The organism is Uliginosibacterium flavum, from assembly GCF_040566545.1.
Lineage (GTDB): Bacteria > Pseudomonadota > Gammaproteobacteria > Burkholderiales > Rhodocyclaceae > Uliginosibacterium > Uliginosibacterium flavum.
The window spans coordinates 36,713-62,694 of the sequence record NZ_JBEWZI010000021.1 but is presented as its reverse complement, the minus strand read 5'-3'; the positions used below and the strand labels follow the sequence as shown (position 1 = coordinate 62,694).

The window sequence follows — 25,982 nt, the reverse complement described above, 5'->3', positions numbered from 1 at the left end:
GCGTCGACACTGGGCAGCACTCAACGCACAGAAAGATCCTTGTCATGCCCCGCATTCACATCTCCGGCTTCCCGCGCATCGGCGCGCAACGCGAGCTGAAATTCGCCCTCGAATCTTTCTGGCAAGGCGCCACGCCAGCCGCCGCCCTCGAAAATTCTGCCGCCGATTTGCGTGCGCGCCACTGGGAACAGCAACAGCGCGCCGGCCTCGATTTCCTGTGCGCCGGTGATTTCGCCTTCTACGATCAGATGCTCGATCACTGCCTGCTTTTCGGCGCGCTGCCGGCACGTTTCGGCTTCGATGCGGCGCAGATCACGCTGGCCGAGCAGTTCGCCCTGGCACGCGGCAACGCGGCCCAACCGGCCATGGAAATGACCAAGTGGTTCGATACCAACTACCACTATCTGGTGCCGGAACTGACGGCCGACACGCATTTCGCGCTGCATCCGGAACGCCTGTTCGCACAGATCGACGCGGCTGCCGCAACGGGCCAGCCGGTCAAGCCGACGCTGATCGGGCCGCTCACATTTTTGTGGCTGGCCAAATCCGTAACGCCGGGCTTTGATCGGCTGGCACACCTGCCGGCCTTGCGCACGCAATACCAGATGCTACTGCAGGAACTGGCGCGGCGCGGCGTGGAATGGGTACAAATCGACGAGCCCGCGCTCGCCCTGGATCTGCCGCCCGACTGGCTGGCCGCCTTCGCGCAGTGCCACACGGCACTGGCCGCGTGCGGGCCGAAAATCCTGCTGGCGAGCTATTTCGACAGTGTTGCGGCGCATGCCGAATGGCTGTGCCGTCTGCCGGTGCACGGCCATCACATCGATCTGGCGCGTGCGCCGGAACAGCTGACCATATGGCAAGCGCATCTGCCGGCGCACGCCGTGCTGTCGGCCGGCGTGATTGACGGGCGCAACATCTGGCGCCACGACTTGCGCGCCACGCTGGCCGTGCTCGCGCCGCTGCATGCAGCGCTGGGCGAGCGTCTGTGGCTGGCGCCGTCCTGCTCTTTGCAACACGTGCCGGTGTCGCTGGCCGCCGAGACCAGCATGGACGGCGAAATCCGCGGCTGGCTGGCCTTTGCCAGCGAGAAGCTCGACGAGCTGCGCATCCTCGCGCGGGCGCTGGACGAAGGAAGCGAAGCGGTGCGTAGCGAACTCGATGCGGCCAGTGCGGCGCTGGCCAAGCGGCGCGCCTCTTACCGCGTGCTGAATGCAGTGGTCCGCCGCCGGGTGGCTGCGCTGACCGAGGTATCGGCGCGGCGCCACAGCCCGTTTGCTGCGCGTCAGGCCGTGCAAAGCCAGGCCCTGCAGCTGCCCGCCCTACCCACGACCAGCATCGGCTCCTTCCCACAGACGCCAGAAATCCGCCAAGCCCGCGCGGCCCACAAGCGCGGCGAAATCAGCGCTCTGGATTATCTGCAACAGATGCGCGCCGAAGTCGCCGATGCCGTGGCGCGGCAGGAAGCGCTGGGGCTGGACGTGCTGGTGCATGGCGAGGCCGAACGCAACGACATGGTCGAATTTTTCGGCGAGCGCCTGTGGGGCTACGTTTTCAGCGCCAATGGCTGGGTGCAGAGCTACGGCTCGCGCTGCGTCAAACCGCCGATCATTTACGGCGACATCCACCGCCCGGAAGCCATGACCGTAGAGATGACGCGTTACGCCCAGTCGCTGACCCGGCGCCACATGAAAGGCATGCTCACCGGCCCGGTGACGATGCTGCAATGGTCCTTCGTGCGCGACGATCAGCCGCGCGAGAAGACCGCGCTGCAACTCGCCCTGGCAATTCGTGACGAGGTGGCCGAACTGGAAAAGGCCGGCATCCGCATCATCCAGATCGACGAGCCGGCCTTCCGCGAAGGCCTGCCGCTCAAGCGCGCCGAACAGGCGGCCTATCTGGACTGGGCGGCGCGCGCCTTCCGCATCAGCGCCTCGCCAGTGAGCGACGCCACACAGATCCACACCCACATGTGCTATTCGGAATTCAACGACATCCTGCCCGCAATTGCCGCCATGGACGCCGACGTGATCACCATCGAAACCTCGCGCTCGCGTATGGAACTGCTCGATGCGTTTGGTGAGTTCGACTATCCCAACGAGATCGGGCCGGGCGTCTACGACATCCACTCGCCACGCGTGCCCAGCGTCGAAGAGATGCTGGTTCTGCTCGAACGCGCCGCAGCCGTCATCCCGGCCGAGCGCCTGTGGGTGAATCCGGACTGCGGCCTGAAAACGCGCGGCTGGCCGGAAACCGAACTGGCCCTATGCAACATGGTGGAGGCCGCCAGGCAGATGCGTGTGCGTCTGGCGGCGTAGGACGGAGTGCTGAGTGCTGAGTGCTGAGTGCTGAGTGCTGAGTGCTGAGTGCTGAGTGCTGAGTGCTGAGTGCTGAGTGCTGAGTGCGTAAGCAGCGTGTCCCGGAATCCGCGCCGGTCAAGCTTCTTCAGCACACCTACCCGAAGAACCTTGCTGGGTGAGGCTCTGCAAGCATGCCCACTCAGCACTCAATCCTCAGTACTCGGAACTCCGCCGCAGGCGGCTACTCAGCCGTGAAACGGGTCCAGATCGCCGGGCTTGCGCAGCATCTTGTTCACTTCGTCCAGATGCAGCTCTTCCTGCACGATCATTTCGCGGGCATATTCTTCGAGCAGCACGGATTTTCCCTCGGCGATTTTCAGCAAATCGTAATACGCGGCCAGGGCGGTTTTTTCGTGCTCCAGACTCTCGCGCAGAATGTCGCCGATATCATGTTTTTCGGTTTCCAGCAGCGCACCGATTTTCAGCGATGGATGACCGCCCATCAGGGTCACCAGTTCGCCGGCCTTGTGCGCGTGGGTCAAACCTTCGACCGCATTGTCCTTGAGCCAGGAAACAATCGGAATGCGGTTGTAGCCATACACCATCAGGGAATAGTGGGTGTAACGCACCACGCCGGCCAGCTCCAGTTCCATGATGCGATTGAGCGCGGCAATGGCTTTCTTGGTATCGGATTTGTTCATGAGGCTCTCCTGTCAGGTTTGTTGCAATCCAGCGATCAGTACGCCACCGGTAGCTGCAGTCTGGACGTCGTTTTCACTCTCCACAAGCGCGTTGCTTAGCAGACGCTGCAAGCCACGTGCCAGCCCGGCTGCACTGGGCGTCTGGACGAAGGCGCAACGTTTGCCCGTGCGCTTGCAGTGGTCTTTGACGCGCCAGTAGGCGTTGTGGCTGATGCAGCCGGTCTGGCAGATCACCAGATCCGCCGCACCCAATGCGGAGTCGAGCTGCCCAAAGCGATCTTCAATGCCCCCATCGTGGTGCAGGAATTTCCCGCCAGCCTGTTCGACGAGCTTGCGGTAGATCACCACGGCGCTCTCGCGTCCGCCCACACAAAGGATGCGGTGGCCGTCCAGCGAAGCATCGGTGTCGACTTCCCGCAGCAGGATCGGAACCATCTCCGTCACGGTGGGCGGCTCGATTTGCTGCGCCGCCAGCGCCTTGCTCAGACGCACGTTCTCCAGACTCAGGCGCGCGCCGCGTTCTTCCTGATACACCAGTTGCTGTTCCAGGCGCCTGCGCGCCGCCTGGTCTGTCGCCACCGGCTGCAGACTTGCGCGCTCGGCGCGCAGGGCGGCCAGCTCGGTTTCCTTGCCGATGAATGCCGCCCGCAGACGCATTAACTCACCTTGCAGGCGCTCCAGCTCGACGGTCTTTTCCTGAGTGATCCGCTCGCAGCGCTGTTGGGCCGTGGCAAGGGAACGCGCGAGTACGCCGTTCTCGTCCTGCAGGGTGTGATAACGCGTGATATCCAGGCGCAATGCGGCGCCAGCCTGATGCTGGATCATGTGCAACTGCTGGCTGATCGCTTCGGCCAGCTCCGCATCGCACAAGGGATGCGTCAGCACGGCCCACAAGGCGCCGGCCAGCTCGCCGGCGCTCACCGCCTCCTGCCAGCGTTCGAGCAAGGCGCCTCGCTCGCGCGCCTTGCGAAACACCTGCACGACCACGCCGTGGCGCAGCTCCAGTTCATCCTGCAATGCCTCGGACAGCACATTGCGCTTGCGCGCCAGCTGCACGGCGGCCGAGTGCAGCGCGTAGTCATCCGCGCCCGCCAACTCCGGCGTGGCCTTGTCGCTGATCCGGCGCAAAACGCCCAACGGCAAGCACACGCCAATCACCGGGCAATGCACGTGCGTGGCTAGCTCCCACAGGCGCTGGCGACGCGAGCCCACACGTAAAGTTTCTGCCTGCGGAACAAAAACCTGCTTGATCAGTGTCGTCGGAAACATGTGCGCTCTCCTTGATTTTGGATCTATAGCCGTTGGGCGTAGTACTCGACGACGAGCTGCATATCCAGCGGGAAAGGAATGTCGGCAATGTCAGGCAAATGACTGACCGTGACGGCAAAGTTCGCCTCATCGAAAACCAGCCATTCCGGCCGGACCAGCACCAGATCGGCCAGGCTGCCCTTGACCACCAGCAGCGTGCGGCCCTTGGTGCTCAGGCTCACGACTTCGCCGATACGGGTACGGAAAGACGGGATATCCACGCGCCGGCCATTCACCAGCACATGCCCGTGATTGACCAGTTGGCGCGCAGCCGGGATCGAGTTGGCAAAGCCGGCACGGAAGACGACGTTATCCAGCCGGCGCTCCAGCAGCTCGGCCAGTTTGACCCCGGCGGAATCACGCGAGCGGCGCGCGTCGCTTACAAGGATGCGCATCTGCCGTTCGGACAAACCGTAGTTGAAGCGCAGTTTCTGCTTCTCCTGCAACTGCAAACCGTAACCGGATTTGCGCTGCTGCTTGGCGCCATGCTGGCCGGGCGGGTGCGGGCGATCCGCAATGGTTTTGCGCGACAGGCCGGGCAGATCCACGCCCAGGGCGCGCATGACTTTGAGACGAGGGCCGGTGTAACGGGACATGAAATTTTCCTTATTTGGTCAGAATGAGCTTGCCGTTGCGCGTGACGCGCAAGGTGTAGTGCATGCCCAGGTGTTCGATGGTGAGCGTGCTGGCGCTACCCAGCAGACTGCGGCTGTTGACGACAGACTCGGCGCTGGTGATGCCGACAGCGGGCTGAGCTTGGCGCGGTAAAGGCAGAGCCGGAGCGAGGGCTGAACTCATGACGGTGCCCTCAGTGCAGAACAGCTTGCGGCCGCTCGGCCTGCGCCTTGCGCTGTGCCGCATCTTCCTGCTTGCGCGCATCCAGCTCATTACCCAGGCGATGCCACACATCGGCCAATTCGTCGCAGGCGCGTGCCAGCAGCGGATCGGTATCGGAGCGCTCAGCCAGCGTACTCAGATGCTGAACCAGTGCACGCGCCTTGGCACTGCTGATACCGTGCGCGGCCGAACAACTGAGCAGATGCAAGGCCGAGGCCATCAGGACGGCCGGACGGGCCTCAGCAAAATCGGGATCGATATTCATCAGCGGACTCCAAGAAACCCGGCCAGGCCGGAGAGAGAAAATCGCTGGCTGGCAGGCTCGTCGCCGCTGGCTTGCGCAAAAAAATCCGGGAAATCGCACCCGGCCGCCCCCGGCCCTGCGCGATAAAGCTCGCCCCACTCGCGAAACTCCATCCGGATAAATCAATGATTCAGAATCACTGACGAGATCGATTATACACAAATGAGAACCATTCTCAACAAACCAATAATCTACTTCCACGGATTGTAAAAATGCCCGGAACTCAGGGCTGTCCTGCAGGCGCGCTGGCGTCGGCTTCCGGCACGTAAACCATCGAACCATCCTTGAGCCGGTAAGCCACCCCGGCCTTCTCGCCATCGCCGCTGCCGATCTGGCCCTTGGCCTGGTAGCGGGTGATCTTCTGGCCTTCCTTCATGGTGATTTCCATGTCGGGCTGACCGGGATTCTTGATCACCGTGACGTTTTCCGCGCCGAAGGGATTGGCCGGGCTCTGCGCCACGCTGACCAGCAGCGCGGCGATGATGACGAGAAACACGTCGATCAGATTCACCACCGACAGAATCGGGTCGTCGCCTTCGTCCTCGTGCAGAAAGCTTGAGCTGCGCACACGCCGCGGCGCAGGCACGGCGGCAACTATCTGCTCGATGGCTGCCTCGGGCGCGTTCATGCCACCACCTGCTGATTCAGCCAGACCATTTCTTCGGCCAGCCAGCGGCGGCGCACACCAACGATGAGAAAAGTAATGGACGCAGCGATCAGCGCCAGGATCACCGCCGAGAAGGCGATGGTCAGGCTCATGCCGACGTTGCCGAGGTTGCCGTCAGACAAAGAACGCAGCGCCGGGCCCATCGGAATCATGGTGGCGACCAGCCCCAGCATCGGCGCCACGCGGGTGGCAATGCGCGCTTTTTCGAGCAGTTTGTGAGCGGCCACGTCGAGCGCTTCCGGATCATGCAGGTGATGCTTGCGAGCGTGAGCGATCAGCGCATAGCCACGCCCGCTGGCAGGCTGATGGCGCGTGCGCAGATACGCCTGGATGCAGAATTCACCCAGTGCCCAGAAAGCGTAGAGAAAAAGAATGGCGATCAGGGCCAGCACCGGCAGCAGGAAGAGCTGGCCGATGTCATACATCATGGTTTCAAGCGGATTCGGGGTCATGCGGTTTCCTTGCGAAGATCTGTGTTGAAAGAGAGAGATAAAAAGCTGCGCAGCACACCGCCGCCAAAAGACAAGAGCATCAGCGCGCCACCCAGCAGCCATGCCAGCGAGGGCGGCGGCACCGGCGGCTCGACTTTTTCGAGCTTCATGCCCTGCACCGGCGGCGGGCTGGATAGCAGCTCCGGGCGGACTTCTTCAGGCTGCTTGCTCGAAGACGAAGGCGCAGTGCGGCCCGCCAGCACAGCTGCCTGCAGACCGAAGCCGAGAGCGGATGTCAGGGCATTGGCTTTTACGAATTCGCGAAAGGCCGCGTTGCTGCTTTGAATGTCGAAGCGTTTGGCGAGGTTCTCGTAGCGCTGGGCGAGCTGCTTGAGCGTGGCCGCATCGGTCTGCCAGTAGTCCTTGCGCGCGGCCTCCAGCATGCGTTCGATCATCTGCGCCTGGGCCTGTGGCGCGTGCTGCTCGAACCATCTGTCCATGCCGAGTTTGTACTTGTCGCGCACATAGACCTCGGCAAACTCCTGCCACTGATCATTGCGCACGATCTCCGGCGCCACCGCCGTCCAGCCCCAGAAGTTGTTCATCGAATCCAGCATGTTCAGCGCACCGGAGTAACCCTCAGCCTGCATGCCCTTGATCCAGCCCGGGTGGAAGTTGCGCGTGCGTAGTTCGCTCGCCAGAAAGCCCGCCGCCGTCTCGGTGCGCGCCGCGCGCGGATCACGCAGATTGGAAATCAGCAGCTCGGGCGCCTTGCCGGTGAGGTGGCGCACCGCCAGACCAATGCCACCCAGATACTGGAAGGGATCGTCCGTGGTGAGCATGCCGTAGAGGTTGGACGAGCGCGCCAGCAGCGCGGCCTCCACACCTTTCAGATTCTCGGCGTAGAGATTCACGCCATCGAGCTTCTGGCCCCAGTCCTTCTCGTCCGGTCCGTAGGCATATTGCATGCGCGCCAGATACAGCTTGGCGAGCTTGGCGTCGGCCTCCTTGCCTTTGCTGGCAAAGCTGTCGGAAGCGAGCGTGGCGTCGTTCAGCCCGGTGCCGTAGCCGCCGGATTCGCCACTGAAGATGCGCGTATCCGCCCAGGCGGCGAGCTTGGCCTCAGGCAGACCACGCCCGGCGAGTGCTGCGCGGATCTTGTCGGAGGCGGCGCGCACAGCGTTGTCCGGCTCCTGCTGCGCAGCGGCCAGTTTCACCGCCTCGGCCAGCCACTTCATGGTGTTCGGAAAATGGTCGCGATACAGCCCCGTCGCCGAGAGCACCACATCGACGCGCGGGCGCTTGAGTTCCTTCACCGGGATCAGCTCCACGCCAGAGAAGCGGCCGCCCTCGTCCCATTTCGGGCGCACGCCGAGCGCCGCCATGGCCTGCGCTTCGAGCACGCCGGCATGGCGCATGGTTTCCACGCTCCACAGCGAGTACGCCAGCTTCTGCGGATACTTGCCGTGGCGTTTGAAGTGCTCCGCCAGCATGGCCTCCGTCGCCAGCTGCCCCGCTTCCCAAGCCGCACGGGTCGGGATCTTGGACGGGTCGAAGCCGTACAGATTGCGCCCGGTGGGCAGCGAATCCGGGTTGCGCACCGGGTCGCCACCGGTGCTGGTCGGCAGGAATTCGCCATTCAGCCCAGCCAGCAGGCCGGTGATTTCCGGGCTGGCATCAAGGCTGGTCCACAGTACTTTGGCGCGGTCCACGTTCTCGCGCAAAACGGCGTCGCGAATCTCGCTGGTTGGTACACCGTCGAGCAGATAGCGCCGCAGCAGGGCGAAGGGTTTGCTCTGCGCAAGCAGCTGGTAATCAAGCGCGAACAGCTCTTCCGGCTCATCGGGCTCCAGACGCTTGTAGAAATCATTGCCTAGCATGGTCATCACGGTGTACAAACGCAGCTCGTCGGACTTGTTCACGCCGAAACTGTGCAGGCCATACGGCTGCAAGCTCGCCGCCAGCGCGTGCAGGTGATCATGCAGGGCCGTGATCCAGTTGGCGAAGTCGCCCTCGGCGCGCGCCGGCGTCCAGGCCATGTCCTCGAACAGATGCAGCTTGGCGCCACTGCGCAGCAGATCGCGCTTGAGCGCTTCCTTCACGCCGCCTTCATCCTGACCAATCCAGGTGTGGAGCTGATCGTGCATGGCGTTCAGTTCGGTATGCAGACCGGCCGGGCGAAAACTGGGCGTCTGGTGGCTGACGATGCTGGCGCGGCCACGGCGCTTGGCCTGTAGCGCCTCACCCACGTCGTCGACGATGTAGGGATACACGACAGGAATGTCGCCGAGAACAACGAAAGCCTGATCGTCCATCGACAGGCCGCGCTCCTTGCCCGGTGTCCACTCCTGCGTGCCGTGGGTGCCGAAATGCACCAGCGCGTCGCGATTGCTGCGCGCCCACAGATAAGCGGCGAGGTAAAAGTGGTTGGTCGATTCCTTGGTGGAGTGATACAGCGCCGTCTCGGCATCGTCCTTGCGCTCGCCACGCGGTGGCACCGGCATGAAACTGACATTGCCGAGCTGCAGACGCGGAATCACGAAACCCATCTCGCCCTTGTGCTTGTAGGCCATGCCGCTTTTCTCCGGCTCGCCCCAGCGCGCCAGAACTTGCTCACGCAATGCCGGCGACTGTGCTGCAAACCAGCGCCGGTACTCGCTCATCGGCAACCATGCCGCAAGATGCGCGTCCAGCAAGGGTTGCAGCGGCCCATCCCTGTAGAAGGCCGCCAGAAGCCGCCCCAGAGACTGCGTCAGTTGCGCCTCGTCCATGCTCTCGGTGCGGTAACCGGCCGCCTGCAGGGCAGTCAGGGTGTGCGCGAGGCTCTTGGGCAGATTCAGGAAAGAGGCCGAGAGATTCTTCTCGCCCGGCGGGTAGTTGTAGAAAAGAATCGCCACGCGCTTGTCGGCGTTCGGCGTGCGGCGCAGCTGGGCCAGATTCATGGCCTTGGCGGCAATCGCCCGCACCTGCGGGGCGATGGCTTCGACCTTGCCGCTCTTCTTCTCGATGGCCGAGGCAATCATCGGATCCATCGCGCCGGCGATCTCGCTCTGCACGAGGTAGAACGGCAGATCGATCAGGCGCATGCCCTGCGGATCGGCCTGCCAGTCAGCCGTGTCGCCACGCCGATAAGGAATGGCCTGGATCACCGGCACCCCGAGGCGCTCGAACTCGGCCTTGCGCCCGCCCGCGTCATACATGATCTGACTGGACACCAGCACGTCGATCAGGCGCTTGCCGCCCGGCGCGGCCATTTTCAGGAAGGCATCCTCGGCCATCACCGGCGTGTAGAACACCAGCGCACGACCGCCGAGGCGTTCGACATCAGCCACCAGTGCATCGACATACGCGGCGTCCACCGCCGAGATGTAGGACTGATGAATCGCGATACCCACTACCGGCTGACCCGGCTTGCCTGACACGGCCAAGGCCACGTCGGCCTGCGTGGTGACGATCTCAGCCAGCTTCGGGTGATAGTAGGCCGCCGCCGGCAGGGTCTGCAGCGGGGCAATGCCTTCGGCGCTGCGCAGTTTGAAAACGCGTGCGGCGATCAGTTGGGCGGCAGCATGCAGATTACGTCGCCCGCCATTGCTGACATAACCCTGAATCTCCTGCGCCAACGCGCGATCCAGCCCGCGCGCCTCGACGCGCTCGCCATCGAGCAAGAGACGCGGCGTGCTGCGCTCACTCCAGGCCGGCCCCAGCTTGCCGAGCAGGAATTCCAGCAGGCCGGGGCGCGGCGTGTCGACGATCAGCAGATCGGCATCCCTGGCGAAGCGGGCCAGACCCGCTTCATCCAGCCTTTCCACATAGCGCGCATCCAGTTCGAAGCCCTGCTCGCGTGCTGCTTGCGACAGCACCTCGAACTTGCCGGCCGGCGCCGGCGCGGCGGTGAGCCAGGCCACGCGCGGCTGTGCCGCGAAAGCCGGATTGGCACCGATGAGCAGCAGGAAGCCGAACAGGACCAGCGCCGCGCCAAAAATCTTTTGCCACGGATGCATATCAGTAATCGAACTTCATGCTGAGGGCGATATTGCGACCCGGCTGGCTGTAAAACTCGGGTGCCGGATCGGAGCCACTCATGCCGGAACGGCGCACGTCACTCCACAGGTAATAGGTCTTGTCGAAGACGTTGTTGAGCGCCAGATTAATGCGCAGCTTCGGCTGCACCTGCCACCAGGCCGCCAGATCGTTCACCCCGTAGCCGGGGGTGCGGAAGTAGCTGGTGCTGGAGTCGTCAATGTGATCCTTACCCGCGGCGGCACGCAGGCGCCACTCGCCCCCCCACTGCTCGGATGGCGTCCAGTGCGCGGCGAGGTTCATGCGCTTGGGCTCGATACTGTTGAGCGGCTTGCCACTCGATTGATCATAACCATGCGTGATGGCGAAACCGGCCGACAAGCGCAAGGCCGGCGTGGCCTGCCAGTAACCGCGCCAGTCACCGCCACGGATCACCACGCGCGAGAGGTTCTGATACTGATAGGTGCTGAAGCTGACGCCGCCGCTGACCACGACGTTCGGGTCGCCCGCCGGCAGGATCACCGAGTCGATGAAGTTCTGATAGCGGTTCTCGTACAGGGCAAACTGGCTGCCCCAGCCCTTGCCGGCATACTTCGAGCCGATCTCGAAGCTGCGGCTGGTTTCCGGCTTCAGATCCGGATTGCCGGTCAGCGCATAACGCTGCGAGTTGTTGTAGAAGTAGCGATTCACCTCCTCGTAATTCGGGCCACGGAAACCTTCCAGATACTGGGCGTACAGGTTCCAGTCGGCGCTCATGCCATACAGGGCCGCGAGTTTGGGCGAGAGGTGATGACCCTGCTTGCTTACGGCAGCGCGGCCATCGGTGCGCTTGTAGAGCGGATCATCCTCAGGCGTGAGTTTGAATCGGTCATAACGCAGGCCGGGCGTCAGCTTGAAAGCCCCAAGACTCAATTCATCCTGCACGAACAGACCGAGCTGATCGGTATGGCCGCGCGGGTAATCGGCCTTGGGGAAAGTCTCGCCGATGAACACGTTGGAGCTCACCCCGGTGGCGAGATTGGTCCAGGTCGTGGTCTTGGACTCCTCGGTTTCGGAGCGCAGGAAATCTGCCCCCCAGATCGCCTGCTGCGGCAACCCCAGCGTAAAGGCCTTTTCCTGCAGCAGATTCAGGCCAGAGTGCCGTTGCTCATACTTGAAGCGCTGATCCACGCTGCAGTTGGCGGTGCCGATGGTACTGGCCGAGCACGTCGCGGAGGTATTGGTTCGCAGCTGAAAGTTCTGATTGTCGGTACTCTGTTTCTGCGTGTACAGCTTGGTGCCAAGACGATCAAACCAGTTGGCGTCGGGGGTGTAGTCGTGATCGAGCACAATGCGGTCACGCGTCAGTGCATCGATGCCGGTGTTGGTAGTGATCCGCGTCAGGGTGTTGGGCGAGCCCGGGCTGGTGTTGCCGACGCGCAGCGCATCGACTTCGGTTTCGCCTTCCTTGTGTTCAAGGGTCAGCTTGAAGCGATGCGCCGTGTTCGGCGTGAACACCAGCTTGCCCAACACGTTGCTCTGTTCGTACTTGAGCGGATTGGGCGTGCTGCGCTTGAGTCCCTGCACATCGTTCGAGCCCTGATTGTCGCTCTCCTCGCCTTTGGCATGGCCCAGCATCAGCAGGGTCTGGAATTTATCGCCCCCCGTGGCGACATACGCCATCGCCCGTTTGCTGTTATCCACCGAGTGGTAGCCCAACTGACCCCCGGTGGCGAAGCTGCGCCCCTTGAGCAGATCAGCCGGATCAAGCGTCAGAAAGCCGAGCACGCCGCCGATGGCATCGGAGCCATACAGGCTGGAGGCCGGACCACGCAAAACCTCGACCTGCTTGAGGAATTCGACGAAGGGAATGTCGCGATTGCTGGCGTCGTAATTGGTCGTGCCGGGGCTGCGGAAATCCGCTACGCGCACACCATCGGTGAGCATCAGCACGCGGTTTTCCTCGATGCCGCGAATGTTGACATGACTGGAGCCGAAGCGACGCGGATCGGACGGCAGGCTGACGTCCGGCTCATCGGCCAAGGTATCGGCCAGATTGCGTGAGCCGCGCTGCTCGATCTGCTTCTGCGTCACCGCACTCACCGAACCAGCCACATCGTTGGCATGCACTTGCGAACGCGTGGCGGTCACCACCACAGACTTCAATTCAGCTGCGTCCACCGCAGGAGCACTCTGTTGCGCCATGCCAGCCAAGGGCCAGACACACAGAACCGCCAAAGCCAGGCGGGACGGGCCGACACCGTGTCCGGATTTCAGCCCGAACGCCATTGGCGCGCTCATGGCGCCAGTCATCATCTTTTTCATTACGCGTATCCTGAAACGAAAAGACGCTGGCTGGCTGATTCAAGATCGCTGGCTTGCGCAAAAAACAGGCTGCCGACCTATCGGCCGGCAGCCCGGAGATATGAGCCTGCACCCCCACAGGAACAGCTCGCTCACACCACACCCGTCTCCCTGTGCATCCCTACGATGCCATGGCGACGGAGTGATTATAACCTACAAATGAGAATCATTCGCAACAAAAGACCGGCTTTATCGACTCGTTGCGACTTGCGACTTGCGACTTGCGACTTGCGACTTGCGACTTGCGACTTGCGACTTGCGACTGAGGAAGTGTGGCCGGAGAGGCTCGCCAGGCAAGCCTCTTCGACGGCCATGCCTGAAGAGCATTGCTGGGAGCGGCTCTACGAGCATCTCATTTTTTGTGAGGCAAACAGACGCAGCGAACTCCGCCAGCGATCCAGTGAGTCGCCTCACTCCACGACGCAAAGCCCCACTTGGCAGGGCCGAATGCTCACGGCACGGCAGGTGGAGGTGTACGGATCCCGTGCACGATGTCAGGTATGCCTTTGAGTGGAATCTCCACACGTTTGCTGAAGTTTACGGGCATCACCACACTGACGGCCTTGGGCTCACCTCTGGCTGACCAGGGCTCAAAACGCATGCCGCGGGCACCGCGCAGGACGGCCCCATCCAGCTCTCGCGAGCCACTTTCCTCAATCAGGCGAACCTGCTGGACACGCCCCTGATCATCAACCCACAAAAGGCATACGACCCGCCCTGACGGCAAACCAAACGTCCGGCTCGACATTGCGCTCACATTGAGCGGCTTGCGAAGCCCCATCCTGTCGAAGCTGACCACCTCACTGGGCCATACCTCTGGCCCAAGGCTGGCGCACGCAGCCAGAAACAGACTAAACATCAGGAGCGGTTTCCGCATGTTCAGCCCTCCAACAGCGCCCAATGATTGTCCGGCGACATCGGGATCGGCCAGGCGAGCATTTGCGCCTCTTCGCGCAGATGCCAGCGTGCCGGGCCCTTTTCGCCCGCAATGAAGAAACCGCCGTCATCGTCCGGGCCGGACAGCGCACCGGCGCGGTGCAGGTCGGCAATCAGCAACATGCGTGCTGCATCACCCGGATGCCACAGCAGCGCCTTGCCGGAGAGCTGGGCGCTGAGGATGAAGCCGCCACCGGGGCCGGCCATGATGTCACCGGTGTACCCCTCGCCCAGCGGCGACTGGCTGGGAATCGAGAGCTCCTTACCATTCCACACCGCCAGGGTCGGCGCATTCTTGCGGGCTTCGGGGCTTTCGTGCTCGCCCTGCATGGCGATGCCAAGCAGGGTTTCGCCGGCAGGCGTCTCGTTCCAGGCCAGATGCCGCAAGGACAGGCGTGCATCGCGCAGGCGCCACTGGCCGAGCACTTCACCCGTTGCCGGATTCAGACGCACCAAGGACGAGGACATCTGCTCCAGATCGCGCTTGGCACCCTTGTCGGTGTAGCGAATGCCGCCGTTGGCGATCAGCAGCATGCCCTGCGCATCTTGTAGAACCTGGTGCGGATCCATGCCGTGCGTGGGCCACTGGGCGACGCGCGTCAGCGTGACAGCATCGCGCACACTGATCCAGCCCTCACCGCTCACCGGATCTATTTCGGTGCAGAAGACTTGCTTGCCGTCTGCGGACAACGTGATGTGCCCGCCCGAAACCCGACCGGATTCGGCCTTGATATCGATCTGACGAACAGCCTTGCCCGCCGCATCGGCACGCAAAACCCACAGGCCGTGACGATAAGCCTGGGCGATATAGCCGCCCTGCCCGTCGCTGATCAGGCCATGCCCGCGTGAGGCGACCGGCAGCGCGGAGAGCAGGCGGATGTCGCGCTGCGCCCAGTCAATCTGCACGATCCCCACATAATCACCGGGCCCGCCAATCAGCGGCGCCGGCAGCGCCACGCCACTGCGCCAACCGGCCAGCAGACGGACAGGTTTGCCCGCTGCGGCAAGCGCCGGCAAAGGAAGGGCCGAGGTGGCCAGCATGGCTGCTACGGAACGAAGAAAACTACGCTTGTCCATCAGAGACTCCAAAGCAAAAAAGGCCCGCTCGTGCGGGCCCTTGAACGATAAAACTCAGAACTTGTAGCTGGCCGTCAGCTCGACCGTACGACCCTTGCCCGGCACGTAGTGGCCGCGGTACAGATTGTCGCCGTACAGCTTGTTGGTCAGATTGCTGCCGTTGAGCTTAAGGCTCAGATCTTTCAACACCTGATACTCGACCATGGCGTCATAGGTCAGGTAGCCATCCACCTTGAAATCAGTGACCAGCAGCGGACTCATCTTGGTACGGCCATTCACGCCGGCGCCCAAGCGCCAGTCCGAGGCGATCTTGTAAGTGCTCCACAGCGAAGCCTGATGCTTCGGAATCAAGCCGGGGCGCTGACCCACGGTTTCATTCTGCCCGGCGGCTCCCTTGGCGATCTTGGCGACCGGAATCCAGGTGTAAGAGAAGAACATTTCCCAGTCAGCGTTGATCCGACCTGCAATATCGGTCTCGAAACCCTTGGTGTAACGCTCGGCAGAGAGCACGAAGTTGGTGTCGTTCACCGACTCGGTGTCCGTATTGCGCTCGTTGTACTTGGTCGAGTGGAAGAGTGCGAAGCGGGTCGACAGATTCCCTCCCAGCAGATCAAGTTTGCTGCCCAACTCCACATTCCGGCTCTTCTCCGGTGGCGTCTTGGAGGTCTTGGCGTCGTACTGATAGGTATCGCCCGAAGTATTGAACGAGGTGCCATACGAGAAGTGGAAAGAAGCCTCCGGCGTCGGCTGATACAGCACACCGCCACGCTTGCTCCACAACTTGTCGTGACGCCCCATGTCGCCGGTGATGGCACCTGTATTGGCATTCGCCGTGGAGTAGCTGCGATAGTTGCCATCCAGATAGTCGAAACGCAAGCCACCCAGCAGCTTCCAGTGCTCGGCCACCTGCACCAGATCCTGGAAGTAGGCGCCCGCCGAGGTAACATCGAATTCACCCGAGCGGCGCACCTGACGCTTGCTCTCATCCACGCCGCCCGTGCCATCTTCGTCGCCAACCGTGGTGTTGGTTTTGTTCAAGGAGGTATCCGTAACGACACCGTAGGTCGTACGAAATTCATGGTTGAAATCCACGCCGGTAGTCACGGCATGATTCAGTCCTAACCACTTGAACTTGTCGGTGTAATCGCTCTGCAGCACCTGATTATCGAGGTCCTGAATCTTGTTGTTGACCCCACGATTCAGCACCGTCGCATCGCTGATCGACTGCTCGGTCGCCGCCACACCACCGGGCTGCGAAGCAGCATTGCCCCAGCGCACCGTGCTGGCGCGCTGATCGCGCTTGTACGTGCCAGTGCGGAAGGAGGTCTTGAGCTGACTATCCCCGCCAAAACGGTGGGTGTGGCTCAGCGTGCCACTCACCACATCGCTGTTGGCATAGTCGCTATCAACGCCGTAATAGGATGCGGGGTCCTTGTCGATCATCGTCCGGTCCGACGTCGCACTGTTTGGCGCCAGCCAGGGCAGACCGTAGTTGATGCCATTGCGATTTTTCAGGTAATACAGACCGACTTCAAATTCATCACGCTGACCGATGCCATAGCGGAAATTGCCGGCCACACCTTCCTTGTCGATGGAGGCGCCAGAGCCGTTATTGTCGGCCAGGGTTTTCATGCCGGTCAGGCGCAGCGCGGAATCCTGGCCTGTCACGAAATTCAGGTCGGTTTCCATGCGCTTGTAGTTGCCGGTACCGTAGGTCAGATCAACTTCGTTCTGATCCAGCAGGAAAGCCTGCTTGCTGACCTGATTCACCACACCGCCGGTGGAGCCACGACCGAAGAGCATCGAGGCCGAACCACGCAACACTTCGAGGCGATCGTAGTTGAAGGTATCGCGCTCATAGATGGCCGGGTCGCGCAGGCCGTCGACGAAAATGTCGCCCGTGCCCTGCAGTGAGAATCCACGCAGACGGATGTCTTCCTCGCCACCCTCGGCGGCCAGGAAGGTCACGCCAGAAGTCATGTGCAGCGTGTCTTTCAGCGTATCCAGATTGCGATCGTCGATAAGCTTCTCGGTCACCACCGTTACCGACTGCGGAATGTCGCGTAGCGCCTGCTTGCCCTTGCCGATGGTGCTGGTCACGGCCTGATAGCTGCCCTTGGCTTCCACTTCCTGCGGCACGCCGTCGGCACTGACGCGCACCGTCGCGAGGGTTTTTTCATCTTTTTTCTCGTCTTTGGCGGCGGTCTGGGCTTGTGCGGGCTGCATCAGCAGCAGTGAGGCAAGCGCAAGGTGAACGGCCACACTCAGCCGCGAGAGACCAAGAACAGGCGGGACGGTGCGGGCAGAAAAGTTTGCGGGCATCAGAAAAACTCCGGGGTTGGTGCCGGGCGGTCACTGCGCACGCCATTAGGGCGGCAGCTAGCCAAGCTTATTGTCAGGCGAACAAGAACCATTCGCAAATACGAACAGTTCTCATTAAACATTGATTTGCAAAAACTGACAATGCTTTACAGGAAAATTTTTCACGACCCCGCCCGCTACTCCGCCGCGGCTCTTCCTTGAAACGGCCATTGCCGCTCCAACAACGACCTCTCGCGAATTTTGGTCAAACCAAAAAAGACCAAAAAGCAGAACGCCGCCCGCCGCCCGCCGCCACACCACACCACACCACACTGTCGGAGCGAGGATCACATCGCGATAGTCGGCAATCGCGATGTGAACCTCGCTCCGACAATGAGCCCCGCTATGTGCGGCTGGCAGCATTTTGCAGGAATTGCCTCTGGCCGCGAGCGCTCGCGGCCAGAGGCAATTCCTACAACGACTCCTACCCCAAGAGCCGCTCTGGCATTGTCTTTACAGGCAGATGTGCCGAACAGCCAATCAGGGCGCGGCTAATCAGGCAGGCAGACTGAAGACGTCCGCTCGGAGCGGATCTTCAGGCAGGACTGCTCTCAGGCGTGGGGAAAGGTTACGACGTGATCAACATCCAGGCGGATGCCGATGCGCTGGCCGATGGCGTGATCGTGGTGGCTGGGCACCAACGAGAGCACCTCGACGCCACTGGGCAGGCGCAGGGTGTACAGGATTTCGGCGCCCTTGAAAGCCTTGCGCGCCACCTGGGCCTGCAGCGGACTGGCATCGTCGTGCACGATATCGTCCGGGCGCAGCAGCACATCCACCTCGCACTCGGTCGAGCCGTGACAGCACTCCACCGGCACGTTCGAATTCAGCCGGCCGAGCTCGATTTCCACCGTCGCCGGATCGCGCACCACCCCGCGCACGATGACGCCCTGGCCGACAAAATCCGCCACGAAACGATTCACCGGGCGGTGATACAGCTGCCAGCCGCTGCCCCACTGCTGAATGCGGCCCGCATGCATCACGCCGATTTCGTCCGCCATGGCGAAGGCTTCGTGCTGATCATGGGTAACCAGAATGGCGGCGGTGCCGGCGGCCTTGAGGATGTCGCGCACCTCCAGCGACAGGCGCTCGCGCATCTCGGTGTCGAGATTGGAGAAGGGCTCGTCCAGCAAGACCAGCGCCGGGTGCGGCGCCAGCGCGCGGGCCAGAGCCACGCGCTGCTGCTGCCCACCGGAGAGTTCATGCGGATACTTCTGCGCCTCGCCCGCCAGCCCGACCAGCGCCAGCATCTCCGCAACGCGGGCGGGGCGGGCGGCTTTGGCCAGGGCAAAGCCCACATTCGCCGCTACCGTCAGATGCGGAAACAGCGCGTAGTCCTGAAACACCATGCCGATGCCGCGTGCCTCGGGCACTACATGCTGCGTGGCGCTGCCGATCAGGCGGCCTTCGAAGCGGATCTGGCCGGCCAGCAAGTGCTCGAAACCGGCAATCGCCCGCAGCACCGTGGTCTTGCCGCAGCCCGATGGGCCGAGCAGACAGGCGATATTCCCGGGCACCAGCTCGAAACTCAGGCCGTGCACGACCTCCTGCGTGCCATAGGCCAAGCGCAAGTCCTGAGCGGATAGAACGGGAGCGGGATGAGTCATGCCGGCAGCTTTGACGAAACTTGTAGATGAGAATGATTATAATCTGGCGAGCACGCCAAAGTCCGAAACCATCTTGATCGCTTCCAGGCTCTGCACGGGTGCACAAGACCGGACACTTCAGCGCCCGCCGTTTCACCCGCTACGCACACAACCCGGCGCAAAGCGCTACAAACCGCCATAAACCACATTCCCACGCAGAGCGGGGGAACGATCAAAACCATGCCGCCCTCCACCGCCTTAAGTCCCATCTCCCAGCTGCGCCAAGCCTTCAGCCCACTCACCCTGGCCGGTTGCGTGTTCGCCTTGCTGCTGGCTGTGCCGGTGCTGGTGGTCGCCGGCAGCCTCCTCGTCGGCGGCACGGGCGAGACCTGGGCGCATCTGGCTGACACCGTACTGGCGGAATTCATCCTCAATACCCTGATCATGGTGCTGGGTGTGGGCCTGGGCGTGGCGCTGCTGGGCGTGGCCTGCGCCTGGCTCACCACCATGACCGAGTTCCCCGGCCGGCGCTTTTTCGAGTGGGCGCTGGTACTGCCGATGGCCATGCCGGCCTATGTGCTGGCCTACGTCTACACGGACTTCCTGCAGTTCGTCGGCCCGCTGCAAACCGGCCTGCGCGAATTCTTCGGCTGGAGCCGCGCCGATTACTGGTTTCCCGATGTGCGCAGCGTGGGCGGCGCCTGCGTGATGTTCAGTCTGGTGCTATATCCTTACGTTTACATGCTGGCCCGCGCCGCCTTTCTGGAACGCGCTGGCAGCCTCACCGAAGCCGGGCGCGCCGCCGGCCTCGACCCCTGGGCCTGCTTCTGGCGCATCTCGCTGCCACTGGCGCGCCCCGCGATCATCGCCGGCGTGAGTCTGGCGCTGATGGAAACCCTGGCCGATTTCGGCACCGTGTCCTACTTCGCGGTGCAGACCTTCACCACCGGCATCTTCCGTGCCTGGTTCTCGCTCGGCGATCGCCTGGCCGCCGCGCAGCTGGCAGCGGCCCTCTTGGGCTGTGTGGCCCTGATCTTGTTGCTGGAGAAAGCTTCGCGCGGACGTGCCCGCCACAGCGCCGGCCCGCGCGCCCGTCCGGGCAAGCGTGCTGTACTGCGAGGCTGGGCAGCCCTCGGCGCGATTGCCGCCTGCACAGGCCCGCTGCTGGCGGGTTTCGGGCTGCCGGCTGGGCTGCTGCTGCGCATGGCCTTCAAGGACGGCGACAGCCAGCTCGGCAGCCGCTATCTGGAACTGGTGCATAACAGCGTGCTGCTGGCGGCCGTTACCGCCCTCTGCGCGGTGCTGCTGGCGGTATTGCTGGGCTATGCCGCGCGGCTCGCGCGCTCGCGCATTCCGGCCGTGCTCAATCGTCTGGTCGGACTGGGCTACGCCCTGCCCGGCTCGGTGATTGCCGTCGGCGTGCTGATCCCGATGACGCGCCTCGACCAATGGCTGGCCAGCGCCATTCAGCAAGTCACCGGCCACAGCCCCGGCCTGCTCCTCACCGGCGGCATTGCCGCGCTGGTCTACGCCTATCTGGTGCGCTATCTCACCGTCGCGCTCGGCACCGTCGAATCCGGCCTCGCGCGCATCACGCCGTCGATGGACGAAGCCGCGCGCAGCCTCGGCCAAGGCCGCAGCGCCACCCTGCGCCGGGTGCACTGGCCGCTGTTGCGCGGCAGCCTGCTCACCGCCGGCCTGCTGGTGTTTGTGGACGTGATGAAGGAACTGCCCGCCACCCTGGTGATGCGCCCCTTCAACTTCGATACGCTGGCCACGCAGGCCTACACATTGGCCAGTGACGAGCGCCTGAGTGAGGCCGCCACCGCCTCGCTGGCCATCGTCCTGGCCGGGCTGCTGCCGGTGATTTTGCTGTCCAGAAGGATCAGCAGGGCAAGGTAAGCATCAAACGTAGGGGGCAATAACCGAAGGGCATTTCACCGGATGCCATGCGGTGGCACGCTTGGCCCATGCCTGACTATCTGCGCGCCTGGAGCCCTGGTGGTACTTTTTTCTTCACCGTGAATTTGCTGCGACGGAAATCATCCGGTGCAATGCCCTTCGGTTATTGCACCCTACAGGCTACGTGCGTATCAACCCGGTGAAGCATGACGTGGTACGGCGTGTAGCAGATTGGCCACATTCCACGTTTCATCCCCTGGTGCAGGCAGGTGTTTATCCGGCGGATTGGGCGGGGGATGGCGAAGGACATGCGCAACACCCGGCGGTTGAGAACATCCGGTGATCCGGTGCAATGCCCTTCGGTTATTGCACCCTACGGACCTGCCATCGGCCATGTACTGCCGTTGCAAGGCCGGCTGAGTGTTTACTCGGAATGCTGAGCGCAGGTATAAATGGCGACGCATCCGAAAGGTGAAAATCAAATGGCACTGAATCTCAAAGAAGTTGATGGCGTGGCAATCAAAGCCAAACACAAAGCCAGCTGCCATTGTGGCGGGGTTGAGTTTGAGCTCGACTTACCTGATGGCCTCATTGATGTGCGGCGCTGTGATTGCTCCCTGTGTCGCCGTCGAGGTGCGATTGCAGCCTCGATTCCGCTATCAGGCATAAGCATAGTCAAAGGGGCTGAGCTTCTTAGCCTTTATCAATTCAACACAAAGACCGCGAAACACTATTTTTGCAAAGTGTGCGGCATCTATACGCACCACCAGCGAAGATCAAACCCAAGTCAATACGGCTTTAACGTCGCTTGTCTCGAGGGGATCAACCCACTCAAAATATCTGGCATCACGACATACGATGGGGTGAATCACCCTGCTGATAAAAAGTCGTAATTCAACAGGCCGAGTGGTGCGCATTGCGCACTACTAACAACCAACCAACAAAAAGCCCCGCACGCAGCGGGGCTTTTTGTTGGGCGACATAGCTCAGCGCCAGCCAGCCCGGTCGAAGATCTTCTGCGCGGCAATCGCGCCCTTGGAGGTCTTGCCGATCTCCAGGGTGTCGGCCTTGAAGGGGCCGAGGCGTTCCAGCGCGGGGTTCTTGATCTTCAGGCCTGTCACCACCGGCCATTCGTTGTTGCCATCGGCGAAGTAAATCTGGGCTTCGTCGGAGGCCAGGTATTCGAGGAACTTGACCGCAGCTTCCTTGTGCGGGGCGGTCTTGAGCATGCCGCCGCCGGAAATGTTGATGTGCGTGCCCCAGCTTTGCTGGTTGGGCCACACGACGTTGATGGCTTCGATGGCCTTGCGGTCATCCGCGGCGGTGCTGCGCATCATGCGCGCCACGTAATAGGAATTGACCAGCGCCACGCCGCATTCGCCAGCGGCCACGGCCTTGATCTGGTCGGTGTCGCCGCCCTTGGGTGCGCGGGCGAAGTTGGCGACCAGGCCCTTGGCCCAGGCTTCGGTTTTGGCCTCGCCCTCATGCGCGATGATGGCGGCGCCGAGCGACAGGTTGTAGGGGTGCATGCCGCCGCGCACGCAGATCTGGCCCTTGAGTTTGGGGTCGGCGAGCTGTTCGTAGCTCTGCACGTCGGCGGCCTTGATCGCCAGCTTGTTGTGCACGATCACGCGGGCACGGGTCGAAAACGCAAACCACTCGCCGGTGCGCAGGTGGGCGGGGATGCGGCTGTCCAGCACTTTGGATTTGACCTCGGCGAACAGGCCCAGCTCGTCAGCCTTGGCCAGACGCGTGGCGTCCACGGTGATGAAGACGTCAGCCGGGCTGTTGGCGCCTTCGTTCTTGATGCGTTCGAGCAGCGCGTCTTCCTGGGCTTCGATGCGGTTGATCTTGATACCGGTGGCCTTCTCGAAATTCTTGTAGAGGGCTTCGTCGGTCTGGTAGTGGCGGGCCGAGTAAAGATTCAGCTCGGTGTCGGCGGCGCTGGCCAGGGTGCTGGTCAGGATGCAGACAGACAGGCTCAGGGCGGCGGCAAGATGGCGATGTTGCATGAGGACTCCACGGTTCAGGTCGGAACGAAAAGGGCTGTCAGGATTATTGCTGCAATCAAAGTCAATTGCAAATGATTCCTGTTTGCGTAAATACGTCTTTATACCAAGCCCTGCCTGAAGAGCCGCTCCCGGCTTGCCTGTGCAGGCATGCAGGCTGCACAGGCAATGTGGGGGCGGATCTCCGGGCAGGCTTCACGCAGCCATTCGCCTCGGTATTGCGCGACAATACGGCCCATGTCCGCCGCCAATCTAGCCCGCCTGATCCTCCTCGCCGCCATCTGGGGCGCCTCTTTCCTGTTTCTGCGCCTAGGCGTGCCGGTGTTCGGCCCCGGCAAGCTGATCGTGCTGCGCGTCGGGCTGGCGGCGCTGTTTCTGAGCGGCGTGGCGCTGACCTTGCAGCGCTCGCTGGATTGGCGCAAGAACTGGCGGCATTTCCTGTTCATGGGCGCCTTCAATTCCGGCTTGCCCTTCCTGCTCTACGCCTTTGCTGCGCAGACGCTGAACGCCTCCCTGCTGTCGATTACCAATGCCGCCACGCCGATCTTCGGGGCGGTGGTGGCGGCAATCTGGTTGCGTACGCCGCTGACGCGCAGCGCGCTGATCGGGCTGGCGCTGGGCTTTGGCGGAGTGATGCTGATCGTCGGCACGAATGTGGGCACCGCTGGCGATGGCGCCTGGCTGGCCGCGCTGGCGGCTCTGTGTGCGCCGTTGTGCTACGCGCTGGCCACCAGTTATACGAAAAAATACGCCAGTCAGATCGCCTCGTTTGATCAGGCGCACGGCAGCCTGTGGGCGGCGAGCCTGGTGGTCTTGCCGCTGGCGCTGCTGACGCCGGCACGGCAGGTGCCACAACTGTCGGACTGGCTGGCGGTGGGCGCGCTGGCGCTGTTGTGTACGGGCTGGGCCTATCTGATTTTCTTCCGCTTGATCCGCGAAATCGGCCCGGCGCGCACGCTGACGGTGACCTTCCTGATTCCGGTTTTCGGCGTACTGTGGGGCGCGGTTTTCCTGCACGAGACGATCACGCCGAGCATGCTCATCGGCGGCGCCATCGTGCTGCTGGGCACGGCATTGGCCAATGGCCTGATCAAGCCCGGACGCGATCGGGCCGGTCGGTGATCACGCTGTCGACGCCCCAGCCGAATAATTCGGCAGCGCGCAGCGGATCGTCCTCGGTATACACGGCCAGCGCGTAGCCGGCAGCCTTGATGGCGCGGGCATCCTCGGCGCTCAGGAATGTGCTGTTGGTGTGCACGGCGATCACGCCCAGTTGCGCGCAGCGGTCCTGCCAGTCCGGAGGAATCTCATCGACCAGCAGGGCGAGTGGCTGGAGAGGCGCTTCCAGCCTGGCTGCGCGCAAGGCATCCTCGGAGAATGAGGACAGGAGCGGATATTCAGGCATATCCACGTAGAAATCCCGTACGAAGCGGCTGACCACGCGACCGGTTTCGGCCTCAAATGCCGCTGCGGGTTTGATCTCGATATTGGCGGCCAGCCCCAAGGCCTGGCAAGTCGCCAGTGCCTGAAGCAGCGTTGGCAGGCGCTCACCCGCAAACGCGGGGTGATGCCAGGCGCCGGCATCCAGCGCGGCCAAGGTGGCATCCGGGCTGTCACACACGCGCCCCGTACCATTGCTGGTGCGTTCCAGGGTTTCATCGTGAATCAGCCAAGGGCTGCCCTCGGCCGAGAGCATCACGTCAAACTCGACACCCCGGCAGCCGAGCTGTGCCGCAATGGTCAGCCCGGCGAGGGTATTTTCCGGCGCCAGCGCACCACCGCAGCGGTGCGCGATGACGCGTGGATAAGGCCAGATTTTCAATTCATGCGGCCGCTGCGGATACGCGCGACAGCATCATCGAGACCTTGCTTGGACGGTTTCTTGTCAGCAAAGATGGCTTCGATTTCCTCCGCCAGCACCCGGCGCACACCGGCGCGATGGCCATAGCTACTCGCCGCCGAGAATGCGCTGGTTGGCTTGAAAGTCAGCTGATCGATGGCCACGCGCTGGGCCAGCAATTCATCCTTGAGCAGTTTGCTCGACTGGGTCGCAACCAGGCCGGCCGAGCTGAGCGGCAGATAGCCAGCGTTCACTTGCCAATCAACCTGGTTCTGCGGGGTCAGCCAGAAACGCACGAAGGAAGCGGCAAGCTTGTATTCCAGCGCACTGCGGCCACTCGCCACCCACAGCGCCGGGCCATCCGCCCAGGTGTGTTGCGGCGCACCGTAGGCATCGTCGTGGTAGGGATAGCTGCTCACACCGATCGGGAAAGCGGAGCTGCGCACGAGGCTCGGAAAAGCGGCCGACGGCCCTACCAGCACGGCACACTCACCACTGGTGAAATGATCTTCACCCTCGCCGGCACGACCGAAATAATGCAGATAACGCGACTTGTACCAGGTGCTCATCTTGGCTATGTGTTTCACCTGAACCAGGCCATTGACGGCGATCTGCTCGTTTTTACCAGCCCCCACCACAAAGGCCTGATTGTTCCAGGCGCTGGCGTTTTCGAGCAGGGTAGACACCGGCTGCGACACCGTCATCGGGCAGGCCACGCCACTTTGATTGAGCTTGCCGAGCACGTCCTGCCACTCGTTCCAGTTCTTCGGCAGGGTGCTCATGTCGGCACCGGCCTTACGCAGAGCATCCTTGTTGAAAAACACCACCGGACTGGACAAGCCCACCGGCAGTGCCTGCACCTTGCCAGCGGAATCAAGCATGGAAGGAACCAGGTAACGCGGCACTGGCAGCGTCTGCATCGGCTCGCCAGCGTCCTTCATGACTTGCCACAGCGGCTTGAAGCGCCGGGAGGCAAGCAGAGCGGCCTCGTCATCGGCATCCGCGATGATCGTCAATTGCGCCTGCGCACCCTGGCCCACCGAGCGATCGGTCAGGGTAATACGGCCGAATTTGCTCTGCGCATTGAAACGCTCAACCAGTGCAGCCAGTTCGATGCCCTTGTCGGCACCGAGTTGCGAGCTGAGTTCGATACTCAGATTGGAGGTGATTGGCGCTGTGGCAGCGGCTTTTTTAGCCGGGGCTGCCAAGGCCGGGATGGCGATAAAAATCAGGGAAAGCAGCAAGCCCTGGCCTGCACGGGAAACTTTTTTAGACATCAAGAACTCCTGAAACAACGCGAGCGGAACCGGGATTATAGGCACTCAAGGCGCATGCGCTGCGCGTACCCGCCGGGCCCTGC

20 protein-coding genes are annotated in these 25,982 nt (G+C 62.5%); 4 read left to right on the top strand and 16 right to left on the bottom strand.

Going from position 1 to position 25,982, the window contains the following annotated elements:
• Positions 1–44: 44 nt before the first annotated feature.
• The gene (metE, locus tag ABXR19_RS16355) at positions 45–2,318 is read left to right on the top strand and encodes a 5-methyltetrahydropteroyltriglutamate--homocysteine S-methyltransferase (RefSeq protein WP_354602217.1); all 2,274 of its coding nucleotides are present in this window, start codon (positions 45–47) and stop codon (positions 2,316–2,318) included.
• A 227-nt stretch (positions 2,319–2,545) separates the two neighbouring features.
• Here the strand turns inward: metE and ABXR19_RS16350 are convergent, their stop codons facing one another.
• The 13 genes from ABXR19_RS16350 to ABXR19_RS16290 form a co-directional block, all read right to left on the bottom strand.
• Positions 2,546–3,001, bottom strand: coding sequence for a ferritin-like domain-containing protein (locus ABXR19_RS16350; RefSeq protein WP_354602216.1), 456 nt, complete (start codon positions 2,999–3,001; stop codon positions 2,546–2,548).
• A 12-nt stretch (positions 3,002–3,013) separates the two neighbouring features.
• Positions 3,014–4,270 carry a DUF2325 domain-containing protein gene (locus ABXR19_RS16345; RefSeq protein ID WP_354602215.1) on the bottom strand — a complete coding sequence of 419 codons (1,257 nt, stop codon included), beginning with the start codon at positions 4,268–4,270 and terminating at the stop codon, positions 3,014–3,016.
• 23 nt (positions 4,271–4,293) lie between these two features.
• A complete protein-coding gene (gene rpsD / locus ABXR19_RS16340; RefSeq protein WP_354602214.1) occupies positions 4,294–4,905 on the bottom strand; it encodes a 30S ribosomal protein S4 in 612 nt (203 codons plus the stop codon).
• 10 nt (positions 4,906–4,915) lie between these two features.
• Positions 4,916–5,107 carry a hemin uptake protein HemP gene (locus ABXR19_RS16335; protein WP_354602213.1) on the bottom strand — a complete coding sequence of 64 codons (192 nt, stop codon included), beginning with the start codon at positions 5,105–5,107 and terminating at the stop codon, positions 4,916–4,918.
• Positions 5,108–5,117: 10 nt separating this feature from the next.
• The gene (locus ABXR19_RS16330) at positions 5,118–5,411 is read right to left on the bottom strand and encodes a hypothetical protein (RefSeq protein WP_354602212.1); all 294 of its coding nucleotides are present in this window, start codon (positions 5,409–5,411) and stop codon (positions 5,118–5,120) included.
• 262 nt (positions 5,412–5,673) lie between these two features.
• Positions 5,674–6,078, bottom strand: coding sequence for a DUF2149 domain-containing protein (locus ABXR19_RS16325; RefSeq protein WP_354602211.1), 405 nt, complete (start codon positions 6,076–6,078; stop codon positions 5,674–5,676).
• The gene (locus tag ABXR19_RS16320) at positions 6,075–6,569 is read right to left on the bottom strand and encodes a MotA/TolQ/ExbB proton channel family protein (protein ID WP_354602210.1); all 495 of its coding nucleotides are present in this window, start codon (positions 6,567–6,569) and stop codon (positions 6,075–6,077) included. Before ABXR19_RS16320 ends, ABXR19_RS16325 begins: the two co-directional genes overlap by 4 nt.
• The gene (cobN, locus tag ABXR19_RS16315; protein WP_354602209.1) at positions 6,566–10,549 is read right to left on the bottom strand and encodes a cobaltochelatase subunit CobN; all 3,984 of its coding nucleotides are present in this window, start codon (positions 10,547–10,549) and stop codon (positions 6,566–6,568) included. Before cobN ends, ABXR19_RS16320 begins: the two co-directional genes overlap by 4 nt.
• A 1-nt stretch (position 10,550) precedes the next feature.
• Positions 10,551–12,872 (bottom strand): TonB-dependent hemoglobin/transferrin/lactoferrin family receptor, encoded by a 2,322-nt coding sequence (locus tag ABXR19_RS16310; RefSeq protein ID WP_354602208.1) that lies wholly within the window; start codon positions 12,870–12,872, stop codon positions 10,551–10,553.
• Positions 12,873–13,362: 490 nt separating this feature from the next.
• Positions 13,363–13,788, bottom strand: coding sequence for an energy transducer TonB family protein (locus ABXR19_RS16305; protein ID WP_354602207.1), 426 nt, complete (start codon positions 13,786–13,788; stop codon positions 13,363–13,365).
• Between the two features lie 2 nt (positions 13,789–13,790).
• The gene (locus tag ABXR19_RS16300) at positions 13,791–14,924 is read right to left on the bottom strand and encodes a DUF1513 domain-containing protein (RefSeq protein ID WP_354602206.1); all 1,134 of its coding nucleotides are present in this window, start codon (positions 14,922–14,924) and stop codon (positions 13,791–13,793) included.
• Positions 14,925–14,978: 54 nt separating this feature from the next.
• The gene (locus tag ABXR19_RS16295; protein WP_354602205.1) at positions 14,979–17,246 is read right to left on the bottom strand and encodes a TonB-dependent receptor; all 2,268 of its coding nucleotides are present in this window, start codon (positions 17,244–17,246) and stop codon (positions 14,979–14,981) included.
• A gap of 590 nt (positions 17,247–17,836) precedes the next feature.
• The gene (locus tag ABXR19_RS16290; protein ID WP_354602204.1) at positions 17,837–18,892 is read right to left on the bottom strand and encodes an ABC transporter ATP-binding protein; all 1,056 of its coding nucleotides are present in this window, start codon (positions 18,890–18,892) and stop codon (positions 17,837–17,839) included.
• 219 nt (positions 18,893–19,111) lie between these two features.
• Here ABXR19_RS16290 and ABXR19_RS16285 point away from each other — a divergent pair, with 219 nt between their 5' ends.
• Both ABXR19_RS16285 and ABXR19_RS16280 read left to right on the top strand, forming a co-directional pair.
• On the top strand, positions 19,112–20,773 hold the full coding sequence (locus ABXR19_RS16285) for an ABC transporter permease (RefSeq protein ID WP_354602203.1): 1,662 nt from the start codon (positions 19,112–19,114) through the stop codon (positions 20,771–20,773).
• Between the two features lie 482 nt (positions 20,774–21,255).
• Complete coding sequence (locus tag ABXR19_RS16280; RefSeq protein WP_354602202.1) at positions 21,256–21,666, top strand: GFA family protein; 411 nt, start codon at positions 21,256–21,258, stop codon at positions 21,664–21,666.
• A 93-nt stretch (positions 21,667–21,759) separates the two neighbouring features.
• On the opposite strand, the gene ABXR19_RS16275 is transcribed toward ABXR19_RS16280, so the two are convergent.
• Positions 21,760–22,785, bottom strand: a complete 1,026-nt coding sequence (locus ABXR19_RS16275; RefSeq protein WP_354602201.1) for an extracellular solute-binding protein — start codon at positions 22,783–22,785, stop codon at positions 21,760–21,762.
• 234 nt (positions 22,786–23,019) lie between these two features.
• Between ABXR19_RS16275 and ABXR19_RS16270 the strand changes: the two genes are divergently transcribed.
• Positions 23,020–23,904, top strand: a complete 885-nt coding sequence (locus ABXR19_RS16270; RefSeq protein ID WP_354602200.1) for a DMT family transporter — start codon at positions 23,020–23,022, stop codon at positions 23,902–23,904.
• On the opposite strand, the gene ugpQ is transcribed toward ABXR19_RS16270, so the two are convergent.
• The gene (ugpQ, locus tag ABXR19_RS16265; protein ID WP_354602199.1) at positions 23,873–24,604 is read right to left on the bottom strand and encodes a glycerophosphodiester phosphodiesterase; all 732 of its coding nucleotides are present in this window, start codon (positions 24,602–24,604) and stop codon (positions 23,873–23,875) included. The two genes, ABXR19_RS16270 and ugpQ, sit on opposite strands and share 32 nt — an antisense overlap.
• Complete coding sequence (locus ABXR19_RS16260) at positions 24,601–25,899, bottom strand: extracellular solute-binding protein (RefSeq protein ID WP_354602198.1); 1,299 nt, start codon at positions 25,897–25,899, stop codon at positions 24,601–24,603. Before ABXR19_RS16260 ends, ugpQ begins: the two co-directional genes overlap by 4 nt.
• Positions 25,900–25,982: the final 83 nt, after the last annotated feature.

Excerpts from the sequence above, each read along its gene's own strand:
- metE (WP_354602217.1), top strand. The coding sequence starts at position 45 with ATGCCCCGCATTCACATCTCCGGCTTCCCGCGCATCGGCGCGCAACGC.
- ABXR19_RS16350 (WP_354602216.1), bottom strand. The coding sequence starts at position 3,001 with ATGAACAAATCCGATACCAAGAAAGCCATTGCCGCGCTCAATCGCATC.
- ABXR19_RS16345 (WP_354602215.1), bottom strand. The coding sequence starts at position 4,270 with ATGTTTCCGACGACACTGATCAAGCAGGTTTTTGTTCCGCAGGCAGAA.
- rpsD (WP_354602214.1), bottom strand. The coding sequence starts at position 4,905 with ATGTCCCGTTACACCGGCCCTCGTCTCAAAGTCATGCGCGCCCTGGGC.
- ABXR19_RS16335 (WP_354602213.1), bottom strand. The coding sequence starts at position 5,107 with ATGAGTTCAGCCCTCGCTCCGGCTCTGCCTTTACCGCGCCAAGCTCAG.
- ABXR19_RS16330 (WP_354602212.1), bottom strand. The coding sequence starts at position 5,411 with ATGAATATCGATCCCGATTTTGCTGAGGCCCGTCCGGCCGTCCTGATG.
- ABXR19_RS16325 (WP_354602211.1), bottom strand. The coding sequence starts at position 6,078 with ATGAACGCGCCCGAGGCAGCCATCGAGCAGATAGTTGCCGCCGTGCCT.
- ABXR19_RS16320 (WP_354602210.1), bottom strand. The coding sequence starts at position 6,569 with ATGACCCCGAATCCGCTTGAAACCATGATGTATGACATCGGCCAGCTC.
- cobN (WP_354602209.1), bottom strand. The coding sequence starts at position 10,549 with ATGCATCCGTGGCAAAAGATTTTTGGCGCGGCGCTGGTCCTGTTCGGC.
- ABXR19_RS16310 (WP_354602208.1), bottom strand. The coding sequence starts at position 12,872 with ATGAAAAAGATGATGACTGGCGCCATGAGCGCGCCAATGGCGTTCGGG.
- ABXR19_RS16305 (WP_354602207.1), bottom strand. The coding sequence starts at position 13,788 with ATGCGGAAACCGCTCCTGATGTTTAGTCTGTTTCTGGCTGCGTGCGCC.
- ABXR19_RS16300 (WP_354602206.1), bottom strand. The coding sequence starts at position 14,924 with ATGGACAAGCGTAGTTTTCTTCGTTCCGTAGCAGCCATGCTGGCCACC.
- ABXR19_RS16295 (WP_354602205.1), bottom strand. The coding sequence starts at position 17,246 with ATGCCCGCAAACTTTTCTGCCCGCACCGTCCCGCCTGTTCTTGGTCTC.
- ABXR19_RS16290 (WP_354602204.1), bottom strand. The coding sequence starts at position 18,892 with ATGACTCATCCCGCTCCCGTTCTATCCGCTCAGGACTTGCGCTTGGCC.
- ABXR19_RS16285 (WP_354602203.1), top strand. The coding sequence starts at position 19,112 with ATGCCGCCCTCCACCGCCTTAAGTCCCATCTCCCAGCTGCGCCAAGCC.
- ABXR19_RS16280 (WP_354602202.1), top strand. The coding sequence starts at position 21,256 with ATGGCACTGAATCTCAAAGAAGTTGATGGCGTGGCAATCAAAGCCAAA.
- ABXR19_RS16275 (WP_354602201.1), bottom strand. The coding sequence starts at position 22,785 with ATGCAACATCGCCATCTTGCCGCCGCCCTGAGCCTGTCTGTCTGCATC.
- ABXR19_RS16270 (WP_354602200.1), top strand. The coding sequence starts at position 23,020 with ATGTCCGCCGCCAATCTAGCCCGCCTGATCCTCCTCGCCGCCATCTGG.
- ABXR19_RS16260 (WP_354602198.1), bottom strand. The coding sequence starts at position 25,899 with ATGTCTAAAAAAGTTTCCCGTGCAGGCCAGGGCTTGCTGCTTTCCCTG.